Source organism: Paenibacillus lautus (assembly GCF_050482385.1).
GTDB classification, from domain to species: Bacteria; Bacillota; Bacilli; order Paenibacillales; family Paenibacillaceae; genus Paenibacillus_AQ; species Paenibacillus_AQ lautus_B.
The window spans coordinates 1-23,405 of record NZ_JBCNHV010000026.1 but is presented as its reverse complement, the minus strand read 5'-3'; the positions used below and the strand labels follow the sequence as shown (position 1 = coordinate 23,405).

Genomic DNA, 23,405 nt, shown 5'->3' with positions numbered 1-23,405 from the left:
ACATGCATATTAACTTATTTGTTACTAGGTGTCAATCCAGTAAGTAAGCTGTTTTCCAAGGATTTTCTTGGGTTTTTCAATCGGATGTTAGTCTAAGATAAGTTCCGCTTTTAACTAAAAAACGACTACAGTCTACCGAAGAGACTTTGTTCAGCGTTTCGAACCAAACGTTTCGTGATCTCTCCACCAACGGATCCGTTCTCACGGGAGGTTAGATGTCCCCATCCAGGACGACGGCTGGAGGATCCACCTCCGATGGCTCCTAACTCAGAACCAAATTCCGTATCGGCTCCATTGGAACCGCTACCATATCCCACGGGTAATCCAAACTCTGCTGCAATTTCGTATTTCATTTGCTTCAGCATTTCACGACTCTCCGGTACCACTTGACGGTTACGACTGCTGCGTGCCATGAAAATACACCTCCTGTATTGGTTTTTACAGAAGTAGTATTTGTCGATTTCAAAGCACTCACACGTATAAAACGTTGTCACAGCTGGCAATAATTATAAAGAGGATTATACCGAAAAAAAGTTGCCGTGCCTCTCAGCAGGTTAGAGCAAGTATTAGCAGGAGTCAAATGTATCCTAGTCGATTCTACTTAATGGTGTACCCGCCGCGGACCATGACAATCAGATTGCTTGTCTGCCCTTCTTTCACCTGGATGCCCCGACCTTCACGCGGAAAAGAAAGCAGATGGTTCTTAGGCGCCGTTTCTCCATTTAACAGGTCTTTGCCGTCCGTAAGGTCTGCAACGCCGCTAGCGACTTCTGTGTAAATCACAGCGTTACCTGAGCGAACAATGAATTCTGTTCCTGCATCGGCAATCAGAATCTTTCCTGGTTTTAACGCTACGTTCTTAACTTCGTCGGTACCTTGTGATGGCTGAGTTGGATTTGTAGGATTTGTTGGGTTCGTAGACCCTCCACCACCGCCATTCAGCGCTTGCTGAATTTGTTGGTCTACGTAACTTTTGGTGACGACCGGGTCGTCGGTGGTGCCAGGGGTGGTCCCTGCGCCGGTTGCGGTGTTGTTAAAGCTTGCACCAATCCATATGCCAGCTCCAATCGTCAGCGCCGCCAAGCCAACCTTCAAATAGGGTTTCATATAATCTGTTCCTCCTAAGTTTTCTATTCTATTTAACTATAAAGAAAACACTCGAACTGAACAACCCTACTATAGGTAAGGCTACGGATTGTTTTCTTTGGAGAATTAAAAAAACACACCGGAGAACATTTCGTTCTCCGGTGTGTCAAAGCTTAGATGCTAAGCTTTATTTTAGCTAGTCGATTTTAGTACTGAATAGTACCTTTCAAATCAACTGTCTTATCATTTCCTTTCAGAACAACACTAGCAGTCAGCTCTCCACCATTAATGGTAGCTTCCGTAGGAACTACTACTTTGAAGGAATTTCCGTCAGCAGCCAATTCTGCATCATAAGAAGTTGTTCCTTTATTAGTACCAATCGAAACTTTACCATTAACGATGCCTTTTAAAGTCTTATCCACATTAACAGTCAGTGTAGAAGTCAATGTATCATAAGTTGTAGTTGTAACTTTTACTGGTTCTACAGCTGGTGCAGCAGGTGCATTTACTGTAAACTCATCCGATTCAAGAGCTTTAGTAGTTGAATCTTTAGCTACAATGTACTGAGCATCCTTGCGAACTTTCACAGAAATCGGAGGATTATCTTGAAGCAGTTTAGCATCAGTAAGTGTGATTACTACGCTGCCCGCAGTATCATTAGCATAACTAGTTGTGTACTGAGTTACAGGAATGACTGGGTTGTTATCCTTCGAAAGATCTCTAAGAATGAAGTCATTCTTCAAATCTCCAACGTTAGAACCTTCTACAGCATCCACATAAGTAGAGAATGTAACTGTAAACGAGTTACCCACTCTATTCGAAACTTTGCTCACTTTAGGAGCAACAACATTTTTAACTGTCATTACAGCATTACCAGACAAGTTAAGCTTGTTGTTAGAATAAGTCTGAATGGAGTTGTTAGCAAACACGGTGATTGTTGCTCCAGTATACTCGCTGCTTGTTTTCAATGTTACTTTGTTTCCATCTACTTTTACTTCTGATGGGTAGGAACCATCGACAGTGAAATCACTAACTGAAGCATGAGCAATTACATTAGTGAATTCAAGTTCAAAAGTTTTAGCATCCTTTTGTTTTGCTCCAGTCCAAGTCAGCTGGTTTTTAGCTTGAAGCAATGGTTCGTTAATCCAAGCTACGTTTTGACCAGTTTTAGATTTAAGACCAGATGCATACACTCTTTTAACAGTACCATTCTCACCAAATGTTACTCTAGTTCCGTTAATGAACTCTGGGAACTGAAGAACAACCGATTTACCATCGTTTACTGCAGAAGGTACAACTTCAGTTGGCAAAGCGATCTGTTGTACATCGCCACCGTTCTTTTGGAAATCGATGTAGTAGTTAGCTTTGGTTTGGGTAGTGGTAATATCCATTTCTTTGCCAAAGTGCAAAGCAAGCTTACGGGTTGCGTCATTCCAATCGTAGTTAGAGAAGTTTCTCAAATTAGCATTATCAGCAGCTACGAATGTACCATCGTATTCAACCATAGTGTTTTGCAATGCTGTTCTGTCTTTTACATCTTTAACCTTCAGGTCGTAAGTGCCTTCAAGAGTACTGAAGAAGCTAACGTAGAAGATTTTGTTCGATGCATCAGCAGCCACTACATTGTTCACAGGAATAACATCGCTACCTTTTTTAACAGTGAAGTACTTTTTGTCAGCAGCATCTACTGCTTTGTCAAAACGAACTGTCAGTGTATCTTTTCTGTCAACGCCAAATGTAGTTTCAAGTACACGTGGTTGTACCAGATCAATACTTGCTGTAACTTTATGTTCTTTCACTGGGTTTGCATTGCCGGAGTAGTCTTTAACCTCAATGAATAGGTTAGTTTCATATCCTGGCAGACGATTTGCAGTAAAGTCAACTTCATACACGTTTGATTCGATTTGAGTTGCTTTACCTTTTTTCTTGCTGTCGCCAGACTTCCAGTAGAAGCTATCTTCTGTTACGGAAGCAGGGTCGATTTCTTCATTGAATGTTACAGTTACTTTTTCCAAAGTAGCGGAGATTTCAGTAACTTTTGGACCTTCAGTATCTACAGCAACCGTGAATTCTTTAGTGTCAGCCAAAGATTTCAATCCTGCATAGTCTTCAACCAGGGAAGTTGTCAGCTTATGAGCGCCAACAGAGATTCCACCTGTGTAGTCTCTAAGGATAACTTCTCTTTGGTTAGGGCCTTGTGTTACAGTTCCACTAAACATTTTGTCATCCAGTTGGAAGTTGCTGCTGGATGGAGCGATAACAGGCTCGGAGAAAGTCACCTTGATAACTTTAGTTCCGAGGGCTTTTACTTCAGTTACTGTTGGCAGCGTGTTGTCGGACGATGTGAAAGACACTTCACCTTGTGGGAGTGTAGAGCCTTGCTCGCCTTTAACATTCTTCACAACAATCTTGTATGTTGTTCCTTGTACGAATTTGCTGGATTCGTTCAACAAGATACGTGCAGTTTTGCCATCTTCCAATACGGTAATGGATTTGATTCCTTTAGAGTTGGAATCGATGACATAGTTGTTTTTGTCAGTAGCAGATGCTTTGTCTACTTTACCGTCAAATACAACCTCAACTTCTTTCAAGTTAGTGGAAGTTGCCGATTCAACTTTAGTTGCAGATGTTACAACCCAAGTCACGTTTTCAGTGTACTCGTAGTTGTTATGTTTGAACTTCACTTCAGTTGCAGTGTTAGCTTTCAGAGCTGTTTCCAGTTCAACTTTCACTTCTTCGTTGTTAGCAAGTTTGAAAGTTACAACTTTACCACTCTCAGTTACTTCATAAGAAACCACTTTTGGTTTTTGTTGAGTCAGGTAGATGGTATAAGCAACTTCAACCAATTGGGAACGGGAAGCGTTAGCTTTAGGGTTTGTTTTAGCATCTACCAAACCAGCGTTGATTGCTGCTTGAACATAACCTTTAGCCCAGTCAGAAGCATTGTTGTTCGTTTCTGTTGGAACATCAAGCTTTTGAGCTGTAACGAGAACCTTCGCCATTTCTTGAACGGTGATTTTACCGTTAAAGTCGAAGATCATTTTCGTCAAGTTCTTACCTTCCATGATACCTGCAGAGTATACTGCTTCTACATAAGGAGCTGGCCATTTGTCAGCTTTGTAGTTTTTGTCTTTGAAAGACGCTTTGCCTTGGATTGGCTCAAGACCCATGATGCCTACCAAAACTTTCGCGAACTCACCGCGAGTCATTTCTTTGTCAAGACCAGCAGTTCCATCTGGATAACCATCGAAGATCCCTTTTTCTTTCAGTACATCAAATTTCTGTTGTGTGCTAAGCGCATCGTCACCGAATGCAACAGAAGCAAACATCGAGAATGCCATTGCTGTAGACAGTGCTACGGATAAAATTTTCTTCATAACCTTTTTTTCTCCTCCTTGAATCATCACTTGATTGTTTTCTTTAATTTGGTAGCTCTTATCACTCATTGTCCTGCACCTCCTTTCCCGAGTTGAGCATAAATCATAAATGATGTCTGTGACGATATCACAGAATCTTGTTAACGAGAGAACACTACAAACTAGAATAGATTCCTAATCCTACCTAGGTATTATACAACGAGTCCCAACCTCCGTAAAGAACATTTTTCTAATTAATAGACAAGTTTCTTGTTTCGGATAATCTTGGGTTCCTCATTGCGTTCTACATTATAAACGTTTGATTTCTCAAAAAGTTGCGGTTGTTGCAAAGTTTTTTTAAAAATATTTTCAAAATCATATTCGATTCGGATAACATTAGGTCAATTACATATTACGACAACAAAAAAGACGCCCTGTGGGCGCCCTTTGTAGAATCCTAGCGAATCTTCATAGCAAGCTGGATAATTCGTGCACGCATCTCTGGATTGCTGTGCAGCGTTTCGTACATCATATCAATTTCCGCTTTATTCGTACGATATGTTTTGTCATGTTTTATTGTTGTATGAGACCATTGGATCAACGCATTCTCAGCCGCTGTCATTTCGTTAAATGAATCATGAAAGCCTGTCTCAACAACGAGTCCCTCCATGACTTCCTGAGTTATCTCATCATGAGCGGCACGAGCCAACTCAATCTTCTTCTCCATCACTTTGGCTTTTTCCTCGAACTTGGTCTTCGCCTTCATGTAGTCGAGCTGCGCTTTTGATAATATCGGCTTCATAAATTCATCTTCACCCTCTAAAAATAGTATGTGCTTCCGCTATTGTAGCGTATTCTACATGAAATTACAAAACATTAGATATTGGTAAACGGTTTCTTGGTCCATCAAACCGTCCTTAAGATCTTGTTAATTATGTTATATATAACCTTATTCATCATAATTTACACATGAGAAAACGAGAGCACAGCCACCAGAAGTTAGCCGTCTGCTCTCGTTCCTTTTGTCCTACAGTTTCTTCTTATTATATAGCCTACATCATTTTAAGTTTGTTCATCATGCGCTTCACGATCGTCGCTGTATCTGCACGATTCAGAACAGCATCCGGGTTGAAGTTATACGTCGGTTTCTTCTCGCCTTCTTTCAAGCTGTTGGCAACACCAGTGATGATGCCGGCCTTACTTACAGCAAGAATGGCTGGATAAGAGTAATTCGATTTGATTTTGCCGACATCTTCGAACTGCTTCTGAAGTGCTGCTTTATCTTTTTCGATCTCACCCATCTTCAGGTTGAGCGCACGTGCAATCATGTTGGCCGCTTCTTCACGAGTCAGTTCCATATTCGGAGCAAAGCTTCGTGGCGCAATGCCGCGAATGATTCCTTTTCTAGCAGCTGTCTCAATATAACGGTAATCCCACTGCATGCTATTGACAACACTTTCCTGATAAATGTCATCAAAAGTGAGCTTGTTCTTATCGGTATCATAATCCAACGGAATGTCCAGCAGCTTCACTATAATAGTAGCTAATTCACCGCGAGTCATTGGATCATACACGCCGAATGCATCCGTCTTCGACGCCTTCATGTATCCTCTCGCCAGCATCAATTCAATATCGTTACGGGCTGTCTTATGCGAGATCGCATCGGAGTAGCTATAACGCAAGGATTTAACTGCGTAATAACCAAATCCCTTAAATGGAGCCGTCACAGTTTTCTTCTTGGCATCTACTTTCCCGCCGATGTTGATCCAAGTTCCTTGGGACGGGTTATACCACCAAATGCCCAAGTTGCTGGAAGCCGAATTCACCAGTGCAGAATCATATTTCAAGGTAATTGTACCTTTTTGGGACAACTCCATCCAGTTCTGGGGAATCAAGCGTTGATGGAATTCGTTCCCTTTCGCATACGGATGCGCTGCTGCTTTTACATTGAAGTCCTCTACGTTGCTGCTGTATGCATTAAGCGAACCCGCATCCAGCCAGTAAAGAGGTGATGAATAGCCGTAATGGGCTGCCGGAGTGAAACGGAACGCATTGTTGTTATCCCCTGGAATGAGGGACAGGCGTCCATCCATTTCTACACCGTTCTCGATTTCACCAATTCGATTGTAAGCCTTAACGGTCCGCCCATCGATCTGGTTGGCAATACCAAACAGGATGTCATGCTCGCCGAGCAAATTGATCGTAGGCACTTCTGCATTCGGACTTGATTTTGCCTGTTGAAGCACCGTGCCTTTTGGCAAGGACAGAGACAAATCACCCTTAAATACTTTTACTTTACCTGACTTCGAAATATTCGTTTTAAACTGGGAGCCTTCCGTTGCATCATCGGTATACGTTACAACGAATTGCCCGCTCGTCTTTTTGGTGCCTTGTTCGATCGTGAACTTAATCGTATTTTTACCGTTTTTCAGGTTCTTGACCTCAAGACGGAAAATGTCGCTGATTTCGGATTTCACCATTGGCGTTTTGCCAATCAGAATGGAACTAGCTCCTTCAGCCTTGATGCTTACCTCTACAAAGTTCTGCTTCAATACGCCTTCGTTAGGGAGCCTAGGAGAAAGGACTTCGTAAGGCGCACGCTCACGAGTAATTTCAATGGTATCTGTGGTTGTAACCGACTGATAACGCGAACCGATGCTGATTGCCTGCAATCCAACCTCTGGAAGCGCGAGCTCTTTAAATACAACGCGAGCCGAGCTGGAGTTTGAACCATTAACAATGGAATAGTACAGGCTGTGATCTGCTTGATTAATGGCATCCAATTGCGTCTTCAGTGCCCCGCCAGAGAGAGTCCAGGTTCCTGTATTGTCTTTTGTAAACACTGCAAAGATGGATGGCGTTGGATGGCTAAGGTTCACTGTGATCTCATCGGTGTATTCCACCTCAAAGCGAAGTCCCAGAGCCTTTTCATATGTGTTATAAGCATTCTCAGCCGTTTCTCTGAACAATCCATCTGGATCCGATTCTGTTCCAGAACCAACCGGGAAAGGAATCATGTTCTTGATCACCGAACGGGTGTCGCTAAAATACAGCAGTGTAAGCTTTGTCGAGATTTTCCCACTCTTGTCAGCGACCACCAAAGTATTCGGACCTGGAATCAGCTGCAGGAACGCCGTATCTGTAAAGCTGAATTCACCATTTCCATTCACTGACAAATCTTTAGTGTTACCATTCAAGGAAATCGTAAGTCCTGATGTTCCCGTGTAGTTCACAATCCGACCCGTTACTTGATTGAAATCTGTACTATTCTTAAACACCTGATTGTTATACAAATGATAAATATCAATATAAGTTGAGGACAGGAACGTTACCGGGATCACCTTGGTATCGGAGACGCCCGATCCATTGCTGACCTTGATGATCAGGTTTTGTTGTCCAGAAGGCAGATTCGTGATTTTAAAAACCGTGTGGCCATTATAGGTGAATTTCTGGGCAATCGTGCCTCCGCCCTTGCTGGATTCAATCTCGGCATTGCCTGCGTTCACTTGTTCCACCATTAAGTAGATCGGCAATTCGTTAAGGACGGTATTGTTACCGCTTGGAAAAATGGACTGGGAGGTAGCTGTTACCGTTCCGCCACTCTCTGTCACACCGTATAGCTGATACACCTGCTTAATTGTAGGTGCATTGACATCGCGATAAGTGAAAGGATTTTTCACATCGAAACCAGTAGTAGAGTCCTTTGTATAAACAAAATACTCCCCGCTCTGTGTGATGCTAACCGTACCAGTAGTTGTAAAAGGATACATCAAGCTGTTTCCCAGGATGCTTGCTGCACCTACGGTAGCATTTGAGCTCATGATTGGCACCGTGGATCCTGTCGGAAATACGGATACTTCAAGAGTTGGAGGTACCGCCGGCGTACCAGCCGGAGGAGCATCCATGATAACATAACCGGAGATGACGCCGTCAACAGTACCGGTTACAACGGCCTGCCCATCAATCTTGGTGTTGCCAATCTGCAGTTGATTGACCGTCAAGGAGCCTGTCGGATGATAAACGACCTGTCTATTAATGGTCTGGGTTTTTGATTCCGAGTTAACGACGATCACCAGATCGTTGACACCCTTCTGCAATTGGATCCCTGCGGAGTAATACGTATCGCCACCGCCCGGATACATAGCCATGCCGTTAACGGTCACGCCTTTCGAGCCATTAGTTGCTTTTACTGAGATACTGACGGTTTGCGTCGTAACGACAACCGGCTTGGAAGCATTCTCTTCCAGGACACGTCCATCACTGAGCGCTACTTCATAAACAGCCGGTACGTCGGAGAATTTCACATAAGCCGTGGCACTCATCTGCTGACCTTGCGTACTCATACCGGATACGATGATTTTATTCACGCCCTGATTCAATTGCACATTCAGGAACTCGAACGTATTCGCTGCTTCGTCCAGAATTGGCTTAACACCTGTTCCGCCTGTGGTTGTATCATCGAAGCGTTTAATCTCATACGAGATGGTATTCGGGTTAATGCCGTTATAGGTACCCGAAACCGAAATAGAATTCCGGTTCTCCGGTGTTGGAGAATTCGGATCCGTACTTAGATTTGAAAAGTGAAAATACAAGGCTCCATTTGCTGCTGAAGCCGGTAATGCCGGAATTAGGGAAAAGAACATAGCAATGGCCAATAACAGGCTTGCTATTGTACGGAAATTTTTCTTCAACGGTTGTGCCTCCTTGATCATTCGGACGTGGGAGTCCGTTTTGGGTATTACGTCGTTCACTGTGTCCCCTCGCTTTCACTGACAGATTGGTTCTATCACATAGTTCATATATCGGAAACGAGTGTCCTATTATTTAGCAAAAATCACAAAAAAGCCTCACCCTTTTTGGGTGAGGCTGGCATGTCCGATCCGGACACATCATGAAAAAGAATAAGTTCTACTTCGAGCGGCTTTCGGGATTTGCCTTCATTCGCATACGATTGATCAGTCCCAGAATCGGTCGTTTGGTCTTGCCGACCAGTCCGATAATTTCAGCACCGATCTGCATGAAACACATCATAACGCAGATAACGACGAAGGTCACCCAGTTTGCTTCATACATGGCAGCCGAAGATTGAATGACAGCCAGTACGCCGAAAAATGCAGCAATCACATAAATGATCAACACCGTCTGACGGTGACTGAACCCAAGCTCACGCAGGCAGTGATGCAGATGTCCTTTGTCTGGAGCGAAGATCGGTTTCTTCTGGATTTTACGACGGATGATAGCGAAAAACGTATCGGACAACGGAACACCGATAATAATCAGCGGCGTAATGAAGGATACAATCGCAATCTGTTTAAATCCGAGCAGGGATAGCATGGCCAAACAAAATCCAAGGAATAATGAGCCCGTATCCCCCATGAAAATCTTGGCCGGATGGAAGTTGAAGAACAGAAACCCGATAATGCTGCCGAGAAGCAGCAGACAGAGCAGGGCTACGGTGGTATTGCCCATCAAGACGGCCATGACCAGAATCGTGCCGATGGCAATGCCCGATACACCAGCCGCAAGTCCATCCAGTCCGTCAATGAGATTAATCGCGTTGGTTACGCCGACAATCCAGAAGATCGTCAGTGGAATCGATACCCAGCTCTCCAGCATGGAGTACCGGTCCTGGAAAGGTATATTTACAAAGTCCACGGTAATATTAAATCCGAATACAACTACGCAAGCAGCTGCAATTTGAGCCAAAAACTTCACTTTGGCCGAAAGTTCAAATCGATCATCCAAGGCTCCGATCAATACGATCATGGAACCGCCGATCAGAAATGCCTTCATAAAGTTGGCATCGCGAGGCGACAGGCTATCCGGAAGAAAAGGAAGAACTGCAATTAGTCCAATAATAAAAGCCAGATAAATGCCGAGTCCCCCGAGTCGGGGCATGATCCGGGTATGAACCTTGCGGGCATTAGGAACGTCAACGGCACCAATCTTAACAGCAAACTTCTTCACAAGCGGCGTTAAGAGCAGAGCGAGCGTCAGCGATACGATAAACCCGATGATGTATATCATTAACATGTAATCATTCGACCCCCAATATTGTCTACCGGTTGAATTATACTCCCTTCGGGTCCGAAAACCAATACCAATTTCCGGTGAAATCCCGGATTATCCCCACAGAAATGAGCCATTTAGCTCGATTTCGTTACGTTTTCTTTCTCGCGCAGCACTTTCACTACGAATTTCGGCAGCGCAAGCATTCTTTTGTAACGGGTAGGCTCCTTCAGAAGGCGGTAAAACCATTCGAGACGCAGCTTTTGGAATACCTTCGGTGCCCGCTTCAGTTTGCCGGAGATAATATCAAAAGATCCCCCGACTCCCATAACAACCGGAACTTGAAGCGATTGTTTGTGCTGGGCAATCCAAGGCTCTTGAGTGTCCGCACCACGGGCGACAAACAAAATATCCGGTGAGGCTGCCCGAATCTGTTCAATGACGGCAGCATCTTCATCAGGTCCAAAAAAACCGTCCCGATAGCCGCATATAATGGCAGCCGGATATTGCATTTGTAACCTTTCGGCAGCTTCCTGAATCACTTCGGCGGTGGTTCCCAGCAGAAAGAACTTCCATCTATAGGTTTCCCCGACCTTCAACAATTCATGTAACAGCTCAAAGCCGGTTACGCGCCCCTCCAGCGGTTCGCCACCCACACTGGCAGCCCAGACGATCCCCGTGCCATCCGGAACGATGATTTCGGCACTTTGCATCATCTGTTTATATTCCGGATGGTTTACGGCCGTCATCACCATGATCGGATTTGCTGTTATGACATGGTGTGGCTGTCTCGACTGCACGGCTTCTGTCAGGAATTTCACCGTATCTTTCATACTAAGCTTGGAAAAAGGAACATCGAACACCGATACGGTAGGAAATGGATAGGTCTGTTTCATGTTTATCATCCTCTATGGCGTAAATATTGGGCAATGTGGCGTGCAGGCATAGCAGCCTCTTGTTTCAATAAGGTAATCTGCTCGCCGTGCTCCGCTTTCCATGCCGCTGCATCATCCAGCAGCTTCAGCATCTGATCCTTTAACGTATCTGCGTCAAGGAATTCACTGCTTCCCACAGGTTCGCTGCCAAGCCGCTTCAAAAAGTGATTGATTTTCGGATCATAGGAAATTCCGAGCAACGGCACACGCTGATTCGCGGCATAGATCAGGCTATGCAGACGCATGCCCAATATCATATCACAACGGCTAACCTCTCGCAGCATGTCCTGCGGCTGCTTCTCATCACGATAGAAACTGATTTTCGAACCATTCGTGGAAATATCGCCAATGCCGCTAGCAATAAACTGCGAAGCCTCAAGATCCTCCGGCTGATAAAAAGGGAGAAAACGAAGATGTACCCGACGCTGTGCGGCTAATGCCTTTAACCCTTCCGCAGCAGCCTTCAGCTCTTTGCGTTCCGGATGCCAATACCGAACCGAAATACCGATAATCGGTAGGGAATCTTCCCCTTCCACCTCACGATTTGATAATGAGGACTGCACGAAAGGTTCTTCGAATGATTCACGATGTTCTTCTATAGAAGAAACTGATGCAGCACCGTTCTCTTCCAGAGTCGATCTCGGGCTGGAATCACTCTGAACACCCTTGCCCTCGCCCTCTGGCAGCGGCAAGCCCATCACCGGATCAGGCACGACGTGAATGGCTTCCCCTGATATTCCCATGGACTGAAGCAATTCGCCAGACTGCATGTCACGCACCGAGATATACGTGCATTTTCGGAAGATCGAGCGAATCATCGGATTAAACAGCTTACGGTTGACCGGACCTACGCCCTGGGCATAAATAAACGTCGGTTTACCGAGCCACTGCGCGATCTTGAGGACGCCCAAGTAATACGGGATCGTCTTCGGACTGGTAGCATCCTGCAGCAAGCTTCCTCCGCCGCTGATCAAGCCGTCACTTTCCTTGATTGCCTGTCGAACTTCACCCAGCTTCATCCGGTGTACGGACTTCACCCCATATACCGCTGAGGTCCATTCCGGGTCAATGGAAAGTACAACGGGATCGATATCAACTCCCGCCGCCTTTCCTTCCTGTTCCAGGGCGGTCAGGATAGATTTCAGGACCGCCTCGTCACCGCTATTTTTGAATCCGTAGTATCCGGAAATGACTATTGTCTTTGTCTTAGAAGTGGAGACCATCGTTTCCAGATCCTTTCTGCCACTTGCCATACCAATATCGCGATCAATCCGATAATCAGGCCGAGTCCAAGACCCAGTACTACGCGAATAGCCGAAATATAGAGTGGCGTGTGAATATGCGTGAATGTTCCGACCATCGACAACTGCCCCATCACACCGATAATGAGCAGGTAAACGGCGTGACGGTATTTAAATGACAGGAAGACGCCAAGCACCATCATTGGATGGGCTAGCAAGAACTCCTTGTTACGCGGACGTACGCCAAACGTATTTTCCAGGAATGTACGGAATGTCATTTCGATCGGGGACACCGTGCCTGCATTACCTGTACGTGTGAGATAGTACCAACCAACGATAGCTACAATACCGGCCGCGATGACCCATGTCAGTGAGATCGGTGTTTTAAGCAATTTCAGGATTGAGTTGTAAGTCGATCCACCGCGGTACAAAACTACGTAGATTGCAATGAGCCCAATCGGTGCCGCAGCCAGCAAATTCACGCCGCGGAACTGGTCCAGAACGAGCATGTAGGTCACATTATTCAATAACGCTACAACGATTGGTACAGCAGCGAGCGACAAGATCGTGGTCTTTACTAATAATACGATCGAATGGGTCACTCTTCTGCCCGAACTCATCTCTGGTATGCTCTGCTGCGTTTCATTGACTTTGCGAATGGCCAGAATGACGGCAACCGTTGGAGCACTGATTGCGGCTAATAGAGCTAAGGCCTGTTCCAGTAATGTCGGTTTCAGAACATACAATCCCGCACTGCCCAAAAGCCCGATCAGGAAAGCGGCAATTGTAAGGAAAGGAATGTAATAGGAAACCATAAGCGAAATCAGAGCTACAGCTCCGACGACAGCCCCAAGCTTGAAGTAACGCTGCAAGGAAGAGTCGGTTACCTTAAACGGCTCTGCTGGACCCATGGTGAAACCATTGTCCTCCATCTGCTTAATGGCCTGACCCGAACCTGTCAAACTGTCAATCAGATTATCCAGCGGGTGGGTAACGGACGCTTTGGTCATATCCCGGCTCGGCTCTGCGTTTAAATAGAACATTCGAATGTTACGGTCTTTGGAAGCCAGAGCAAAACGGTCTCCAATAACCTCAGGCTCCAGATTAGCATCCCGCTCGCTTAAGGAATAAATACGGGTGACATTGTAATCTGTTAAATAGGCAAGCTTCGTAAATCCTTTTTGCGGACGCTTGATATTCTCAATCGCCACGAGGCCGATACCATGTTGGTTCAAAAGCTCACCAAAGGAATCCAAGCTTTTCATGTCGGCATTATCGTTGAAGCCTTTGGCGGAATCACCTTCAAACAAAATTCGTTTTACGCCGTTTTCCGCGAAGTACGCCATCAACTTCTCCATATAGGCCTGATCATACGGAAGACTGTCCGACAGACGCGGCACGATGTTAAAGCCCTTCTCTCGCAGCATGCCAATGGTAATCGGGTCTGGAGACAACGGTTTGATGACCGCATTGGATCGCGGAGTTTCCAGCACCAATCCATCTACTCCACGCTCGAACTGCCAAGATCTTACCGGAATACCCAATCTTGTGTAGGCTTCTTCGATAATGGGTTTAATATAAGTCGCGCTTTCCTCGTTCAGGAACGAAACATACGTAAAATTCTCGTTCGGGGAGACCGTCGTACCTGTCAGATCGGCGACCTGCTGCCCGTCATATACCGATATTCGCCGCGATTTCACCAGCTCGTCCAGCGTGCTTTCATATAGCGCCATACTAATTACGCCAGCATCTTTCAGGCGATCCAGCTGCTCGGATACAAAATCCTGCGGCTTGGATTGATATACCGCGACATCCAACAAATCCCGATAATCAAACACCAATTCTACCTTTTTTGATGTTGATTCTGTTTGCAGTCGGTCATAACCTACCGGCAGGGCCGCTGCAACGCCAAGAACAACCAGAATCCACAGCCACTTGCGGGCTGCTGTGTTCCAGCGTTTCCAATTCTGAACCACGAAAGTACCTCCTCATCGAACCTATGGAAATTTACGATGGAGGGCAACAGTCCTCTTGGGCCTTGCAGCAACCATCGTAAATTCCCTTCGTTCTCTTCTCTCATTAAATGTATCTATGTTTAAGCGTCTACCCGGGCCATGACTTGATCCGAGAGCGATTGAATTTTGCGCTTCGCATCGGTGATGGATTCGCCGCGCACGGCAAAATACACTTTGATCTTCGGCTCGGTACCGGAAGGTCTCAGGCAGAACCAAGATCCGTCTTCAAGCAAATACTTCAACACATTTTCCTTTGGCAATCCGTCCAGGCCTTCCGCATAATCAAGCACCTGCTTAACGGACACGGTTCCGACTTCCCCAGGTGGATTGTCGCGCCAATCGGACATCTTCGCTTGAATCTGGGCGACGCCATCCTTACCCTTGAGCGTCCGGGATTCCAGTGTCTCGAGGAAATAACCGAACTGCTCATACAGTTCTTGCAGCACATCGTACAAGGTCTTGCCTTGCCCTTTATAATAGGCGGCTGCTTCGCATATCAGCATCGAGGCTAATACCGCATCCTTGTCACGGGCATAATTGCCAGCCAAATAGCCGTAACTCTCCTCATAACCAAACAGATACGTATGACTGCCGGACTCCTCAAACTGGGTCATTTTCTCCCCAATGTATTTAAAGCCCGTCAATGTATTCAAGACGGTTGCTCCATAATGCTCTGCAATCGCCGCTCCCATCTCACTCGTTACAATCGTCTTGATAACCGCACCATTATTAGGCAGCTTACCCGCTTCCTTCAATTGACCCAGCAAATAGTGGATCATAATTGCGCCGGATTGATTGCCTGTCAGCACGACGTATTCGCCCTGGCTGTTCTTCACGACAGCCCCCATGCGATCCGCATCCGGATCCGTCCCGATCAAAATGTCAGCTCCCACTTCCTCACCAAGCTTCATCGCCAGTGTGAAAGCTTCCCGCTCCTCCGGATTGGGAGACTTGACGGTGGAGAAGTTTCCATCCGGCTCTGCCTGCTCCGGAACAACATGAATATGCTTAAAGCCGATGTTGCGCAGCACACGTTCTACAGGTGCTTGCCCTGTTCCATGGAGCGGCGTGAATACGATCTTGAAATCCTCGCCAAGCTTGGATGCGATAAGTTCCCGATTCACGCTGACATTCGTCACCGTATCCACAAAAGCCTGGTCCTCTGCTTCCCCCAGCCAAACCAGCAGGCCTTGAGCCTCTGCATCAGCCTGAGACAGCCTTTTGACCGCGGAGAAAGAATCGACCTCCTGGATCCGGGCAATTACGTTCTCTGCTTCGTGCGGTACCAACTGACCGCCTTCACGGTTGTACACCTTATAACCGTTGTATTCCGGCGGATTATGACTTGCCGTGATGACAATCCCTCCGGTAGCACCCAAGTGACGCACGCTGAATGACAATTGCGGTGTTGATCGCAGGGAAGGATACAATTTCGCTACAATCCCGTTTCCGGCCAGAACCAAAGCAGCCTCTAACGCAAATTCCGGCGAGAAATGCCGGGAATCATGGGCAATGACCACAGAAGGCTTGCCCTCTGCGGTGCCATGAGCCTCCAGAATATATTGTGCAAAGCCTTGTGTTGCGCGACCTACCGTATATTTATTAATCCGGTTGCTGCCTGCACCAATGACGCCGCGCAGACCGCCCGTTCCAAATTCCAGATCACGATAAAACCGTTCCTCCAGCTCTTTGGTATCGTGCTCGAGTGAACGCAGTTCCTGTTTCGTCTCCTCATCAATATAAGGATCATTCAACCAACGTTGCACCGTATCGATTGTTCTCTGACTCATCTCTGACATGAAAAAAAGTCTCCCTTCCTCATCCAAACAAGAATAGTCTGAAAATTACTCCTTATCCGCGAGAGCAAACATAATCTCTCCCTCGGCAACTACACGTCCATCCACCGTCGCGGTTGCTTTCCCTTTACCAATCATGCCCTTCAAGCGAGTGATCTCGACTTCCAGCCGCAGCGTATCTCCCGGTACTACTTGCCCACGGAAACGGAAACCGTCAATGCCCGCCAAGAAGCCAAGCTTTCCCCGGTTGCTCTCTACATTGAGAATCGCGACAGCGCCGACTTGCGCCAAAGCTTCTACTATCAGGACTCCCGGCATAACAGCATATTCAGGAAAATGCCCGACAAAAAAAGGTTCATTGATTGTCACGTTCTTAATGCCAACCGCTCGTTTGCCGTCCTCAATCTCCACAATCTTATCGACCAGCAAAAACGGGGGGCGATGGGGAATAATTTCTTGAATCTGTTTGATGTTTAACATAGTATTAAAATCCTCCTTATGTACGTACCCGCCAAGCATAGCGTTTGAAAAGGGGTGTTCGTTCCATTTGCTTCCGCTGTGCCGCTTTCTCAAGCCGCGGGAGGTATTATTTACGGTTGTATCATGCTTTCTCTTGAGGTTTTCTTAACGAATTTCAGATCATATGCATAAAAAGAAGGATCTGCGGAAAAAATGATGGATATCCTTCACCGCTGCAGAAGTGAAGGTTTTAGATAAGGGGCTTTCTCCAATCGGACACTTGTGTACGAGGAGAGGGCCCTTTTACAAGTTTTTTGGGGTCCCCGCAAAGTATTTGGAATAAGCATCGCAGCATAGGCTCCACTTTGTGGGGTTATTTTACATTCATCCGTCCATTGTCATGAAATGACAAAGTTAATACGCAAGTCCCATCCCATTATACCGTTTAACCCCAAAAAAAGAAAACTCCCTTAAAGGGAGTTTGGTATCTAATCTCAAGAAATTGTGTTTCACCTTGACCACTCGTCACGGTGCGAAAATCAAATCAAAAACATGCCTCCATGTGCCCCATTCAAACACTTCACTGAGCTCCTGATCGCCGAGGACAACATATCCGAAGACCATACCTCCGAATAATGCCAATACGAGCAATACAGGAATCATGATACGGACAGCGATTTTCCATCCGGATGTCTTGGAACGTTTATTGGCGTTTGCTTCACTCATGATGCCCACCTACCCTCGCATTGTGTTGGCAAGGTTCATCATGGTATCGCTTGAACTAAGCGCACGTGCTGTCAGCTGGTAGGCCCGCTGAACTTCCATCATTTTGGTCATCTCGTCGGTCAAATTGACATTCGATTGTTCCATAAATCCGGACAGTACCTTCGATTTAAGAGGCTCACCTGGAGCCGCCGGTGTCAAATCGAATACATCGCCTTCCGCCAAACCGTTTCCTACGACGAACAGGTTATCGCCGACAGCGACCAAGCCCTCCGGACGCTCAAGCTCGACCAGCTTCAAGGTTGCATAAGGAGCCGTACGTCCCGTGGGGGTCTCCACGATAATCTGTCCTTTCTCGTTAATGGCAACTTTCCCTTTGGCCGGAAGCGAGATTGGCTTATTGTTCACGTCAAGTACAGGATAGCCTTGTGAATTGACCAGGAGCAGGTTTTTAGGGTTACGAGCATCCGGAGATACATGGAATCCGCCTTCGCGGGTATATCCAATCGCGCCATCTCCCTGAACGGCAAACATGGCTTGTCCATCAATCATCAGATCAAGCGGATTTCCGGTTTCCTTCATGGCTCCCTGCTCCATGTTCTGCACAACGGAAGATAGTCTCATGCCATACCCGAGTGTATAGCCAAGCGGTGTCGCACGGCCCGTCCGGTCGAAATCCTTGTGATGCCGCTGAACCTGCGTCAGCACATCTTCAAAGGAAGCCTCCTTTTTTTTATAACCAGCCGTATTGACGTTTGCTATATTGTCCGCAATGACATCCAACCGCTGCTGGAGGGCATTCATCGACACCATGGCGCTAATCATCGAGTTGTTCATCACTTACCTCCCATTGGGCTCACATTTTCATACAGCAGCGCGCTGCCTACTTGCTTACAGACAAACTTAGACTCGGCCGATCTCATTGACCGCCTTCTCCAGCGTTCTGTCGTAATACTGAACGATTTTTTGGTTCGTTTCATACGCGCGCAGCGCAGCAGTCAATTCCACCATCGATTGCGTTGGGTCCACGTTGGACCCTTCAATAAATCCCTGACGAATGACTCCGTTATCACCGCGTGCCATAAAACGCACTTCCCCGTCCGGATCGGCCATGCGGAACACGCCGTGACCTTCACGAATCAGTCCATGAGGCTCGCTCACGATGCTGACTCCGAGAATGATGCCTGTCCCATTGCCTTTTGCGTCCATGATTTCTCCTTGCTCATTCACTGTAAAGTTACTCGCCGAACCTGTCAATACAATCGGTCTGTTATTGTTATCCAGAACCTGAAAGCCACTATCGCTCAAGAGGCTGCCATTCGGGCTAACCCGGAAGCTGCCGTTACGGGTGTAACGGATATCCCCGTTCTCATTCCGAACGGTGAAAAAACCTTCCGGCCGATAAATCACCTCGCCGTTCTCATCCACATATCTGCCGGAAGCATCAAACGGATAAGCTTGGCCCGTTGCCGGATTCTGTACCGTAAAAGAGGATACCAGCGCAAAATCTGTTGTCTTGCCCGTTTCCCGGAGCGCGCCCTCGGTATAAAGCGATATGCTCTCCTCAGCGTAAACACCGGTGTTGAACTTGCCCAGCTTCCGTCCCGCGTTCGCCGAATCATTGCCGCCGATCATGGAGACAAGCACTTCGGGGAATGAACGCTGTACGCTGTTCGTTGCCTTGTAACCCGTCGTGTTGACGTTAGCAATGTTCTGCGTCACCGTATTATGTCGCTGCTCCTGGGTCATCATCCCTGAAGCTGCCGTATATAGACCTCTTAACAATGAAGGCACTTCCCTTCCAAAAATAGATGCATGAATGGCCGCTGCGCTGACGGATTGTATTTCCAATCGCTGTTGTTTTCGGATTTCTCGTTTGATTTTCCCAAGTGTTGAAATCCGAAAACAAAGGCGACCACTTCGTTTTTCCAATACAATTCCGTCCTCTTCGCTGCTGTTCAGCATGACCATTGTATGTTGCAGACTTATGTAGCTGCATCGTATGGATACAGATTTAAAATCAAACATCACGTTCCTATCATCTATATCGGAAGGTTAGAACTTTTTCTTTACGACCTTGTCCAAATTATCCAGCATAATTCCCGTTCCCTTAACCACACAGTGCATCGGATCCTCCGCCACAAGCACCGGCACCCGCAGCTCGTCGGTCAACAGCTCGTCCAAACCATGAAGTAGTGCGCCACCGCCGGTCAATATGACGCCGCGATCGATAATGTCCGCCGACAGCTCCGGCGGCGTCCGCTCCAATACGGATTTGGCTGCGAGTACGATCGATGACACCGGATCCCACAGAGCTTCCTGCACTTCGGCTGAGGACACCGTTACGGTAAACGGCAGTCCCGATACCATATCGCGTCCGCGAATATCCATCTCAGCTTGTCTACCGCCTGGACGAACCGTTCCGATCGCCATCTTCAAATCTTCTGCCGTTCGTTCCCCGATCAGTAATTTATATTTTTGCTTCACGTACTTAGTAATCGCCTCGTCGAACTTGTCCCCTGCCATTTTAATCGAAGAAGCGGTGACAACATCGCCCATGGACAGGACGGCCACATCCGTGGTGCCGCCCCCGATGTCCACAACCATGTTACCGCTCGGTTGGAAAATATCCATCCCTGCGCCAATTGCCGCTGCCTTCGGTTCTTCTTCCAGGAACACATCCCTTGCGCCGCTGCGCTCAGCCGCTTCCCGTATCGCCTTCTGCTCCACCGAAGTAATGTTCGTCGGTGCACAGATGAGGATTCGGGGCCGGCTGTGCCAACTGCGCGCGCCCACGCGATCAATAAAGTACTTCAGCATTGCTTCCGTTATTTCGAAGTCGGCGATGACCCCGTCCCTCAGCGGGCGGATCGCCGTAATGTTGCCGGGAGTGCGCCCGATCATGCGCCGTGCTTCCTCACCGACGGCAAGGACTCGTTTGGCGTCGGTCTCAATAGTGACAACGGAAGGTTCGTCTAACACTACCCCCTTCCCCTTTACGTGAATGAGCACGTTCGCCGTTCCGAGATCGATTCCAATATCCTTGCTCAACATCATGAAAAGCCCCCAAAGTGTTATTTTATGGTAAAAGAGTCTGTTCTCTGTACCGAACCATCCTTCGACATAATCTAGCAAGCGATGATGATGTTCAGCAAAACAGGTCCCATATTTCGATCCTATACCAGCTTTTAACATATCATACTTTAGGGGAGGGATTCAACGCCAATCTAGCGACCAAAGCCCTAAAAAATCAGGATTTCGCCGTGGCCACCGGTTCACGGTTGCTACCGGTTTTTTTGTACTTGATCTTGGTAGCTTCTCCGCCTCTCAGATGGCGGATGGATTTGTGGTATTCGAGAATGTGCTTCACCTGATCCGCCAGGTCCGGGTTGATCTCCGGCAGACGTTCGGTTAAGTCCTTATGCACCGTGCTCTTCGACACGCCAAATTCTTTGGCTATAGTTCGAACCGTATGCCTCGTTTCCACGATACAGCGTCCGATCTTAATGGTCCGCTCTTTGATGTAATCGTGCACGCTCCCGCCTCCCTACTGTGTGGATAGTTTGGTACATTATATGAGGGGCATGACGGGATATTCGCGGTTTCAAAGGCTGACAAGCTTACTTGGACTCATTTATTTTCTGGACATGCTCGTGACGGACAAGTCTAAAATGTCCACAATGCAAGGCGCAGCAAGGGTTGGACTTGCCGTCCAAACCCGCAACAAAAAAAAGACAGGATCACAAGATCCTGCCCTCTTCAAGTGCGCGGTGGGCGCATGGCTACAAAGAAATGAAATTATTTTTGCGGAAGCACGCTCACAGGGTTGACCAGTTTCCCGCCCTCGTACACTTCGAAGTGCACGTGGTTGCCGAGATCCTTCTCAAGCTCACTGCGTCCGGCAGTCGCGATGGAATCGCCCTGCTTCACTTCAGCGCCTTCCTTCACTTTCACTTCGTTCAAGCTTTGGTACACAGTTTTCGTATCACCCGACGTAATTTCCACGACGTTGCCGTTAACCGGATGATTCTCGACACGGGTCACTTTACCTGTCAGTGCGGCACGAACTTCAAACATCGTGTCATCCGCAGCAGCCAAGTCGATTCCCAGATTCGGCGTAAAGGTGTCATTATATTGCACCATCGCCTCTTGATGCGTTTCCGGGTTCGTCTCGTCAAAGTAAGGCTTGACGATGCTGACTGCCACGTCGTCGGCTACCGGCCAGATCATGGATTGCGCATTGGCCGTCACTTCTACAGCTTCTCCATCATTGCCTTCCGTTGCAGCAGGTTTCTCTGAACCTTGTACGGATTCTGATACGGTTGTTTCTTCCCCTTGTGGTGTCAGCGTTTTTTGGCTGGCGTCCTGGTAGACCCACACGAGGGTTAGTATAATTGCCGCTGCTGCTAAGTATGCTGCCGGGAACACCCACCGTTTGGATAATGCTTTCTTCCACGAAGATGACGGTACCGCCGAATCTCCTTGCACAGTTTTAGGAGTTTCTTCGTGGGGTTTACTATTTTTGTTCTGTTCATTCATTTGCAATCACCTCAGTAACCATTGTTACCGGGGTCAACTCTTTTATACGTAATCTAACTATTATTTTTTTAAAGAGAGAAGATTTGAAGTTTTGTCAAAAGAAATATTCGTATAATAGTGCTCCAAAATCTCTTTAGCTTCATATCCTTCGCGGGCCATGCCCTCTGCTCCGTATTGGCTCATGCCTACGCCGTGGCCGTTGCCGTAGGTCGTTATCTCCATCTCGCCGTCTTTCATATGAAAGGTGAATTGGCTGGATCGAAGCCCCAGCTTCTCTCTCACCTCGCGACCGGTGAACTTCTTGCCGCCAACCCGTACCCTCTCAATTCGATGACCTTGCGTATACGAGAGTACTTTCAAAAAAGAAGCCCCCCCATCCCCGCCTGCCGATACCGGTACGGCTCCATCCGTCAGGCCAAGCTTTCCTATGAATTCCGAACGGGGCATCGTGATTGTTGTCTTGTACTTCGGCGAAATCTGTTTATCCCATGGACTCTCTACACTTCGCAGATAGGGAATCTCGTTCTTCCAATAATCCTCTGAATTTTCGGTATACCCGTTACTGGTGGAGAAAAATGAAGCCGTAATCGGTTGCCCCTCATACGTCATTACCAGTCCTGCCGTTTCCTTCACCGCTTGCTGGAGCTTCGCCAGCTCTGCTACCTTCCCCAGTCGCTGCCATTCCTTCGTAAGTTCGTCTTGGGCAATATAAGCCTGGTGACTGACCGTGTCGGTCACCACGGCCTTGCCGTCCGGCACGCCGCTGCGATCGCCGGATGCAAGCCGCTGCACGATATAGGTCCGTGCCGCGATGGCCTGGGCCTTGAGTGCCTCCAGCTGGAACTCGGCCGGCATCTCGGCGGCCAGGACGCCGACGAGGTATTGTTCCAGCGGCAATTCCTCCACGGTATCCGTCTTGGTTACATAGACGGATACCGTGGGCTCTTCCGCCGCCTGCGGCTCGGCGGAAGGCAGCGGGGCCGGCCCGGGCGGCAGCGGCTCTGGTGCGTTGTTGCCGGGGGCAACCACCAGCAGAGGCAGCGCCAGCGCCAAGGCCAGCAGCACCGCCACCGCCCAGACGGCGGGGTGCACTCGCACCCGCCGCCTTCCAGCGGCCGGGCGCCGCGCGGCAAAGCCGCGGCGCCCCCAGCGCGCAGGCCGCACACGGAACGTGCGGCCGCCGCGCGGCACGCGGCCCGCTGCCGCTGGCGCGAAGCGCTGCGGCTCGGCCGCGGGATGCGGGCCC

18 protein-coding genes are annotated in these 23,405 nt (G+C 47.7%); all 18 read right to left on the bottom strand.

What is annotated here, in order from left to right:
- Nucleotides 1-125: 125 nt before the first annotated feature.
- The gene (locus tag ABEW73_RS27790; protein WP_098749209.1) at nucleotides 126-413 is read right to left on the bottom strand and encodes an alpha/beta-type small acid-soluble spore protein; all 288 of its coding nucleotides are present in this window, start codon (nucleotides 411-413) and stop codon (nucleotides 126-128) included.
- 184 nt (nucleotides 414-597) lie between these two features.
- A complete protein-coding gene (locus tag ABEW73_RS27785) occupies nucleotides 598-1,107 on the bottom strand; it encodes a hypothetical protein (protein WP_430170534.1) in 510 nt (169 codons plus the stop codon).
- 185 nt (nucleotides 1,108-1,292) lie between these two features.
- The gene (locus tag ABEW73_RS27780; RefSeq protein ID WP_430170536.1) at nucleotides 1,293-4,532 is read right to left on the bottom strand and encodes an S-layer protein; all 3,240 of its coding nucleotides are present in this window, start codon (nucleotides 4,530-4,532) and stop codon (nucleotides 1,293-1,295) included.
- Nucleotides 4,533-4,899: 367 nt separating this feature from the next.
- Nucleotides 4,900-5,244 carry a hypothetical protein gene (locus tag ABEW73_RS27775; protein WP_127596360.1) on the bottom strand — a complete coding sequence of 115 codons (345 nt, stop codon included), beginning with the start codon at nucleotides 5,242-5,244 and terminating at the stop codon, nucleotides 4,900-4,902.
- A 250-nt stretch (nucleotides 5,245-5,494) separates the two neighbouring features.
- On the bottom strand, nucleotides 5,495-9,133 hold the full coding sequence (locus ABEW73_RS27770; RefSeq protein ID WP_430170538.1) for an S-layer homology domain-containing protein: 3,639 nt from the start codon (nucleotides 9,131-9,133) through the stop codon (nucleotides 5,495-5,497).
- A 217-nt stretch (nucleotides 9,134-9,350) separates the two neighbouring features.
- Entirely contained in the window at nucleotides 9,351-10,475 is a 1,125-nt protein-coding gene (locus tag ABEW73_RS27765; protein WP_430170540.1) for a glycosyltransferase family 4 protein, read from the bottom strand.
- Nucleotides 10,476-10,588: 113 nt separating this feature from the next.
- Nucleotides 10,589-11,347, bottom strand: coding sequence for a WecB/TagA/CpsF family glycosyltransferase (locus ABEW73_RS27760; RefSeq protein ID WP_430170542.1), 759 nt, complete (start codon nucleotides 11,345-11,347; stop codon nucleotides 10,589-10,591).
- A gap of 5 nt (nucleotides 11,348-11,352) precedes the next feature.
- A complete protein-coding gene (gene csaB / locus ABEW73_RS27755) occupies nucleotides 11,353-12,609 on the bottom strand; it encodes a polysaccharide pyruvyl transferase CsaB (protein ID WP_430170544.1) in 1,257 nt (418 codons plus the stop codon).
- Nucleotides 12,579-14,603 carry a DUF5693 family protein gene (locus tag ABEW73_RS27750; RefSeq protein ID WP_430170545.1) on the bottom strand — a complete coding sequence of 675 codons (2,025 nt, stop codon included), beginning with the start codon at nucleotides 14,601-14,603 and terminating at the stop codon, nucleotides 12,579-12,581. Before ABEW73_RS27750 ends, csaB begins: the two co-directional genes overlap by 31 nt.
- A gap of 119 nt (nucleotides 14,604-14,722) precedes the next feature.
- Nucleotides 14,723-16,441 carry a phospho-sugar mutase gene (locus ABEW73_RS27745; RefSeq protein ID WP_430170547.1) on the bottom strand — a complete coding sequence of 573 codons (1,719 nt, stop codon included), beginning with the start codon at nucleotides 16,439-16,441 and terminating at the stop codon, nucleotides 14,723-14,725.
- Between the two features lie 45 nt (nucleotides 16,442-16,486).
- On the bottom strand, nucleotides 16,487-16,918 hold the full coding sequence (gene fabZ, locus ABEW73_RS27740; RefSeq protein WP_098749219.1) for a 3-hydroxyacyl-ACP dehydratase FabZ: 432 nt from the start codon (nucleotides 16,916-16,918) through the stop codon (nucleotides 16,487-16,489).
- Nucleotides 16,919-17,422: 504 nt separating this feature from the next.
- On the bottom strand, nucleotides 17,423-17,623 hold the full coding sequence (locus ABEW73_RS27735; protein WP_430170549.1) for a DNA-directed RNA polymerase subunit beta: 201 nt from the start codon (nucleotides 17,621-17,623) through the stop codon (nucleotides 17,423-17,425).
- A 9-nt stretch (nucleotides 17,624-17,632) separates the two neighbouring features.
- Nucleotides 17,633-18,457: a flagellar hook-basal body protein gene (locus ABEW73_RS27730; RefSeq protein WP_430170551.1), complete on the bottom strand. Its 825-nt coding sequence runs from the start codon at nucleotides 18,455-18,457 to the stop codon at nucleotides 17,633-17,635.
- Nucleotides 18,458-18,523: 66 nt separating this feature from the next.
- The gene (locus ABEW73_RS27725) at nucleotides 18,524-19,405 is read right to left on the bottom strand and encodes a flagellar hook-basal body protein (RefSeq protein ID WP_430170558.1); all 882 of its coding nucleotides are present in this window, start codon (nucleotides 19,403-19,405) and stop codon (nucleotides 18,524-18,526) included.
- 270 nt (nucleotides 19,406-19,675) lie between these two features.
- Nucleotides 19,676-20,674: a rod shape-determining protein gene (locus ABEW73_RS27720; protein ID WP_430170559.1), complete on the bottom strand. Its 999-nt coding sequence runs from the start codon at nucleotides 20,672-20,674 to the stop codon at nucleotides 19,676-19,678.
- A 196-nt stretch (nucleotides 20,675-20,870) separates the two neighbouring features.
- Nucleotides 20,871-21,155, bottom strand: coding sequence for a sporulation transcriptional regulator SpoIIID (gene spoIIID / locus ABEW73_RS27715; protein WP_009594246.1), 285 nt, complete (start codon nucleotides 21,153-21,155; stop codon nucleotides 20,871-20,873).
- A gap of 263 nt (nucleotides 21,156-21,418) precedes the next feature.
- Entirely contained in the window at nucleotides 21,419-22,159 is a 741-nt protein-coding gene (locus ABEW73_RS27710) for a peptidoglycan DD-metalloendopeptidase family protein (RefSeq protein WP_430170553.1), read from the bottom strand.
- A 60-nt stretch (nucleotides 22,160-22,219) separates the two neighbouring features.
- On the bottom strand, nucleotides 22,220-23,405 hold a 1,186-nt coding region (spoIID, locus tag ABEW73_RS27705; RefSeq protein WP_430206407.1), incomplete at its 5' end, for a stage II sporulation protein D.

Bases quoted from the DNA above. Each gene is read 5' to 3' on its own strand.
- ABEW73_RS27720 (WP_430170559.1), bottom strand. From the start codon at position 20,674: ATGTTGAGCAAGGATATTGGAATCGATCTCGGAACGGCGAACGTGCTC.
- ABEW73_RS27745 (WP_430170547.1), bottom strand. From the start codon at position 16,441: ATGTCAGAGATGAGTCAGAGAACAATCGATACGGTGCAACGTTGGTTG.
- ABEW73_RS27760 (WP_430170542.1), bottom strand. From the start codon at position 11,347: ATGAAACAGACCTATCCATTTCCTACCGTATCGGTGTTCGATGTTCCT.
- csaB (WP_430170544.1), bottom strand. From the start codon at position 12,609: ATGGTCTCCACTTCTAAGACAAAGACAATAGTCATTTCCGGATACTAC.
- ABEW73_RS27735 (WP_430170549.1), bottom strand. From the start codon at position 17,623: ATGAGTGAAGCAAACGCCAATAAACGTTCCAAGACATCCGGATGGAAA.
- ABEW73_RS27790 (WP_098749209.1), bottom strand. From the start codon at position 413: ATGGCACGCAGCAGTCGTAACCGTCAAGTGGTACCGGAGAGTCGTGAA.
- ABEW73_RS27785 (WP_430170534.1), bottom strand. From the start codon at position 1,107: ATGAAACCCTATTTGAAGGTTGGCTTGGCGGCGCTGACGATTGGAGCT.
- ABEW73_RS27775 (WP_127596360.1), bottom strand. From the start codon at position 5,244: ATGAAGCCGATATTATCAAAAGCGCAGCTCGACTACATGAAGGCGAAG.
- ABEW73_RS27730 (WP_430170551.1), bottom strand. From the start codon at position 18,457: ATGAACAACTCGATGATTAGCGCCATGGTGTCGATGAATGCCCTCCAG.
- ABEW73_RS27780 (WP_430170536.1), bottom strand. From the start codon at position 4,532: ATGAGTGATAAGAGCTACCAAATTAAAGAAAACAATCAAGTGATGATT.
- fabZ (WP_098749219.1), bottom strand. From the start codon at position 16,918: ATGTTAAACATCAAACAGATTCAAGAAATTATTCCCCATCGCCCCCCG.
- ABEW73_RS27710 (WP_430170553.1), bottom strand. From the start codon at position 22,159: ATGAATGAACAGAACAAAAATAGTAAACCCCACGAAGAAACTCCTAAA.
- ABEW73_RS27765 (WP_430170540.1), bottom strand. From the start codon at position 10,475: ATGTTAATGATATACATCATCGGGTTTATCGTATCGCTGACGCTCGCT.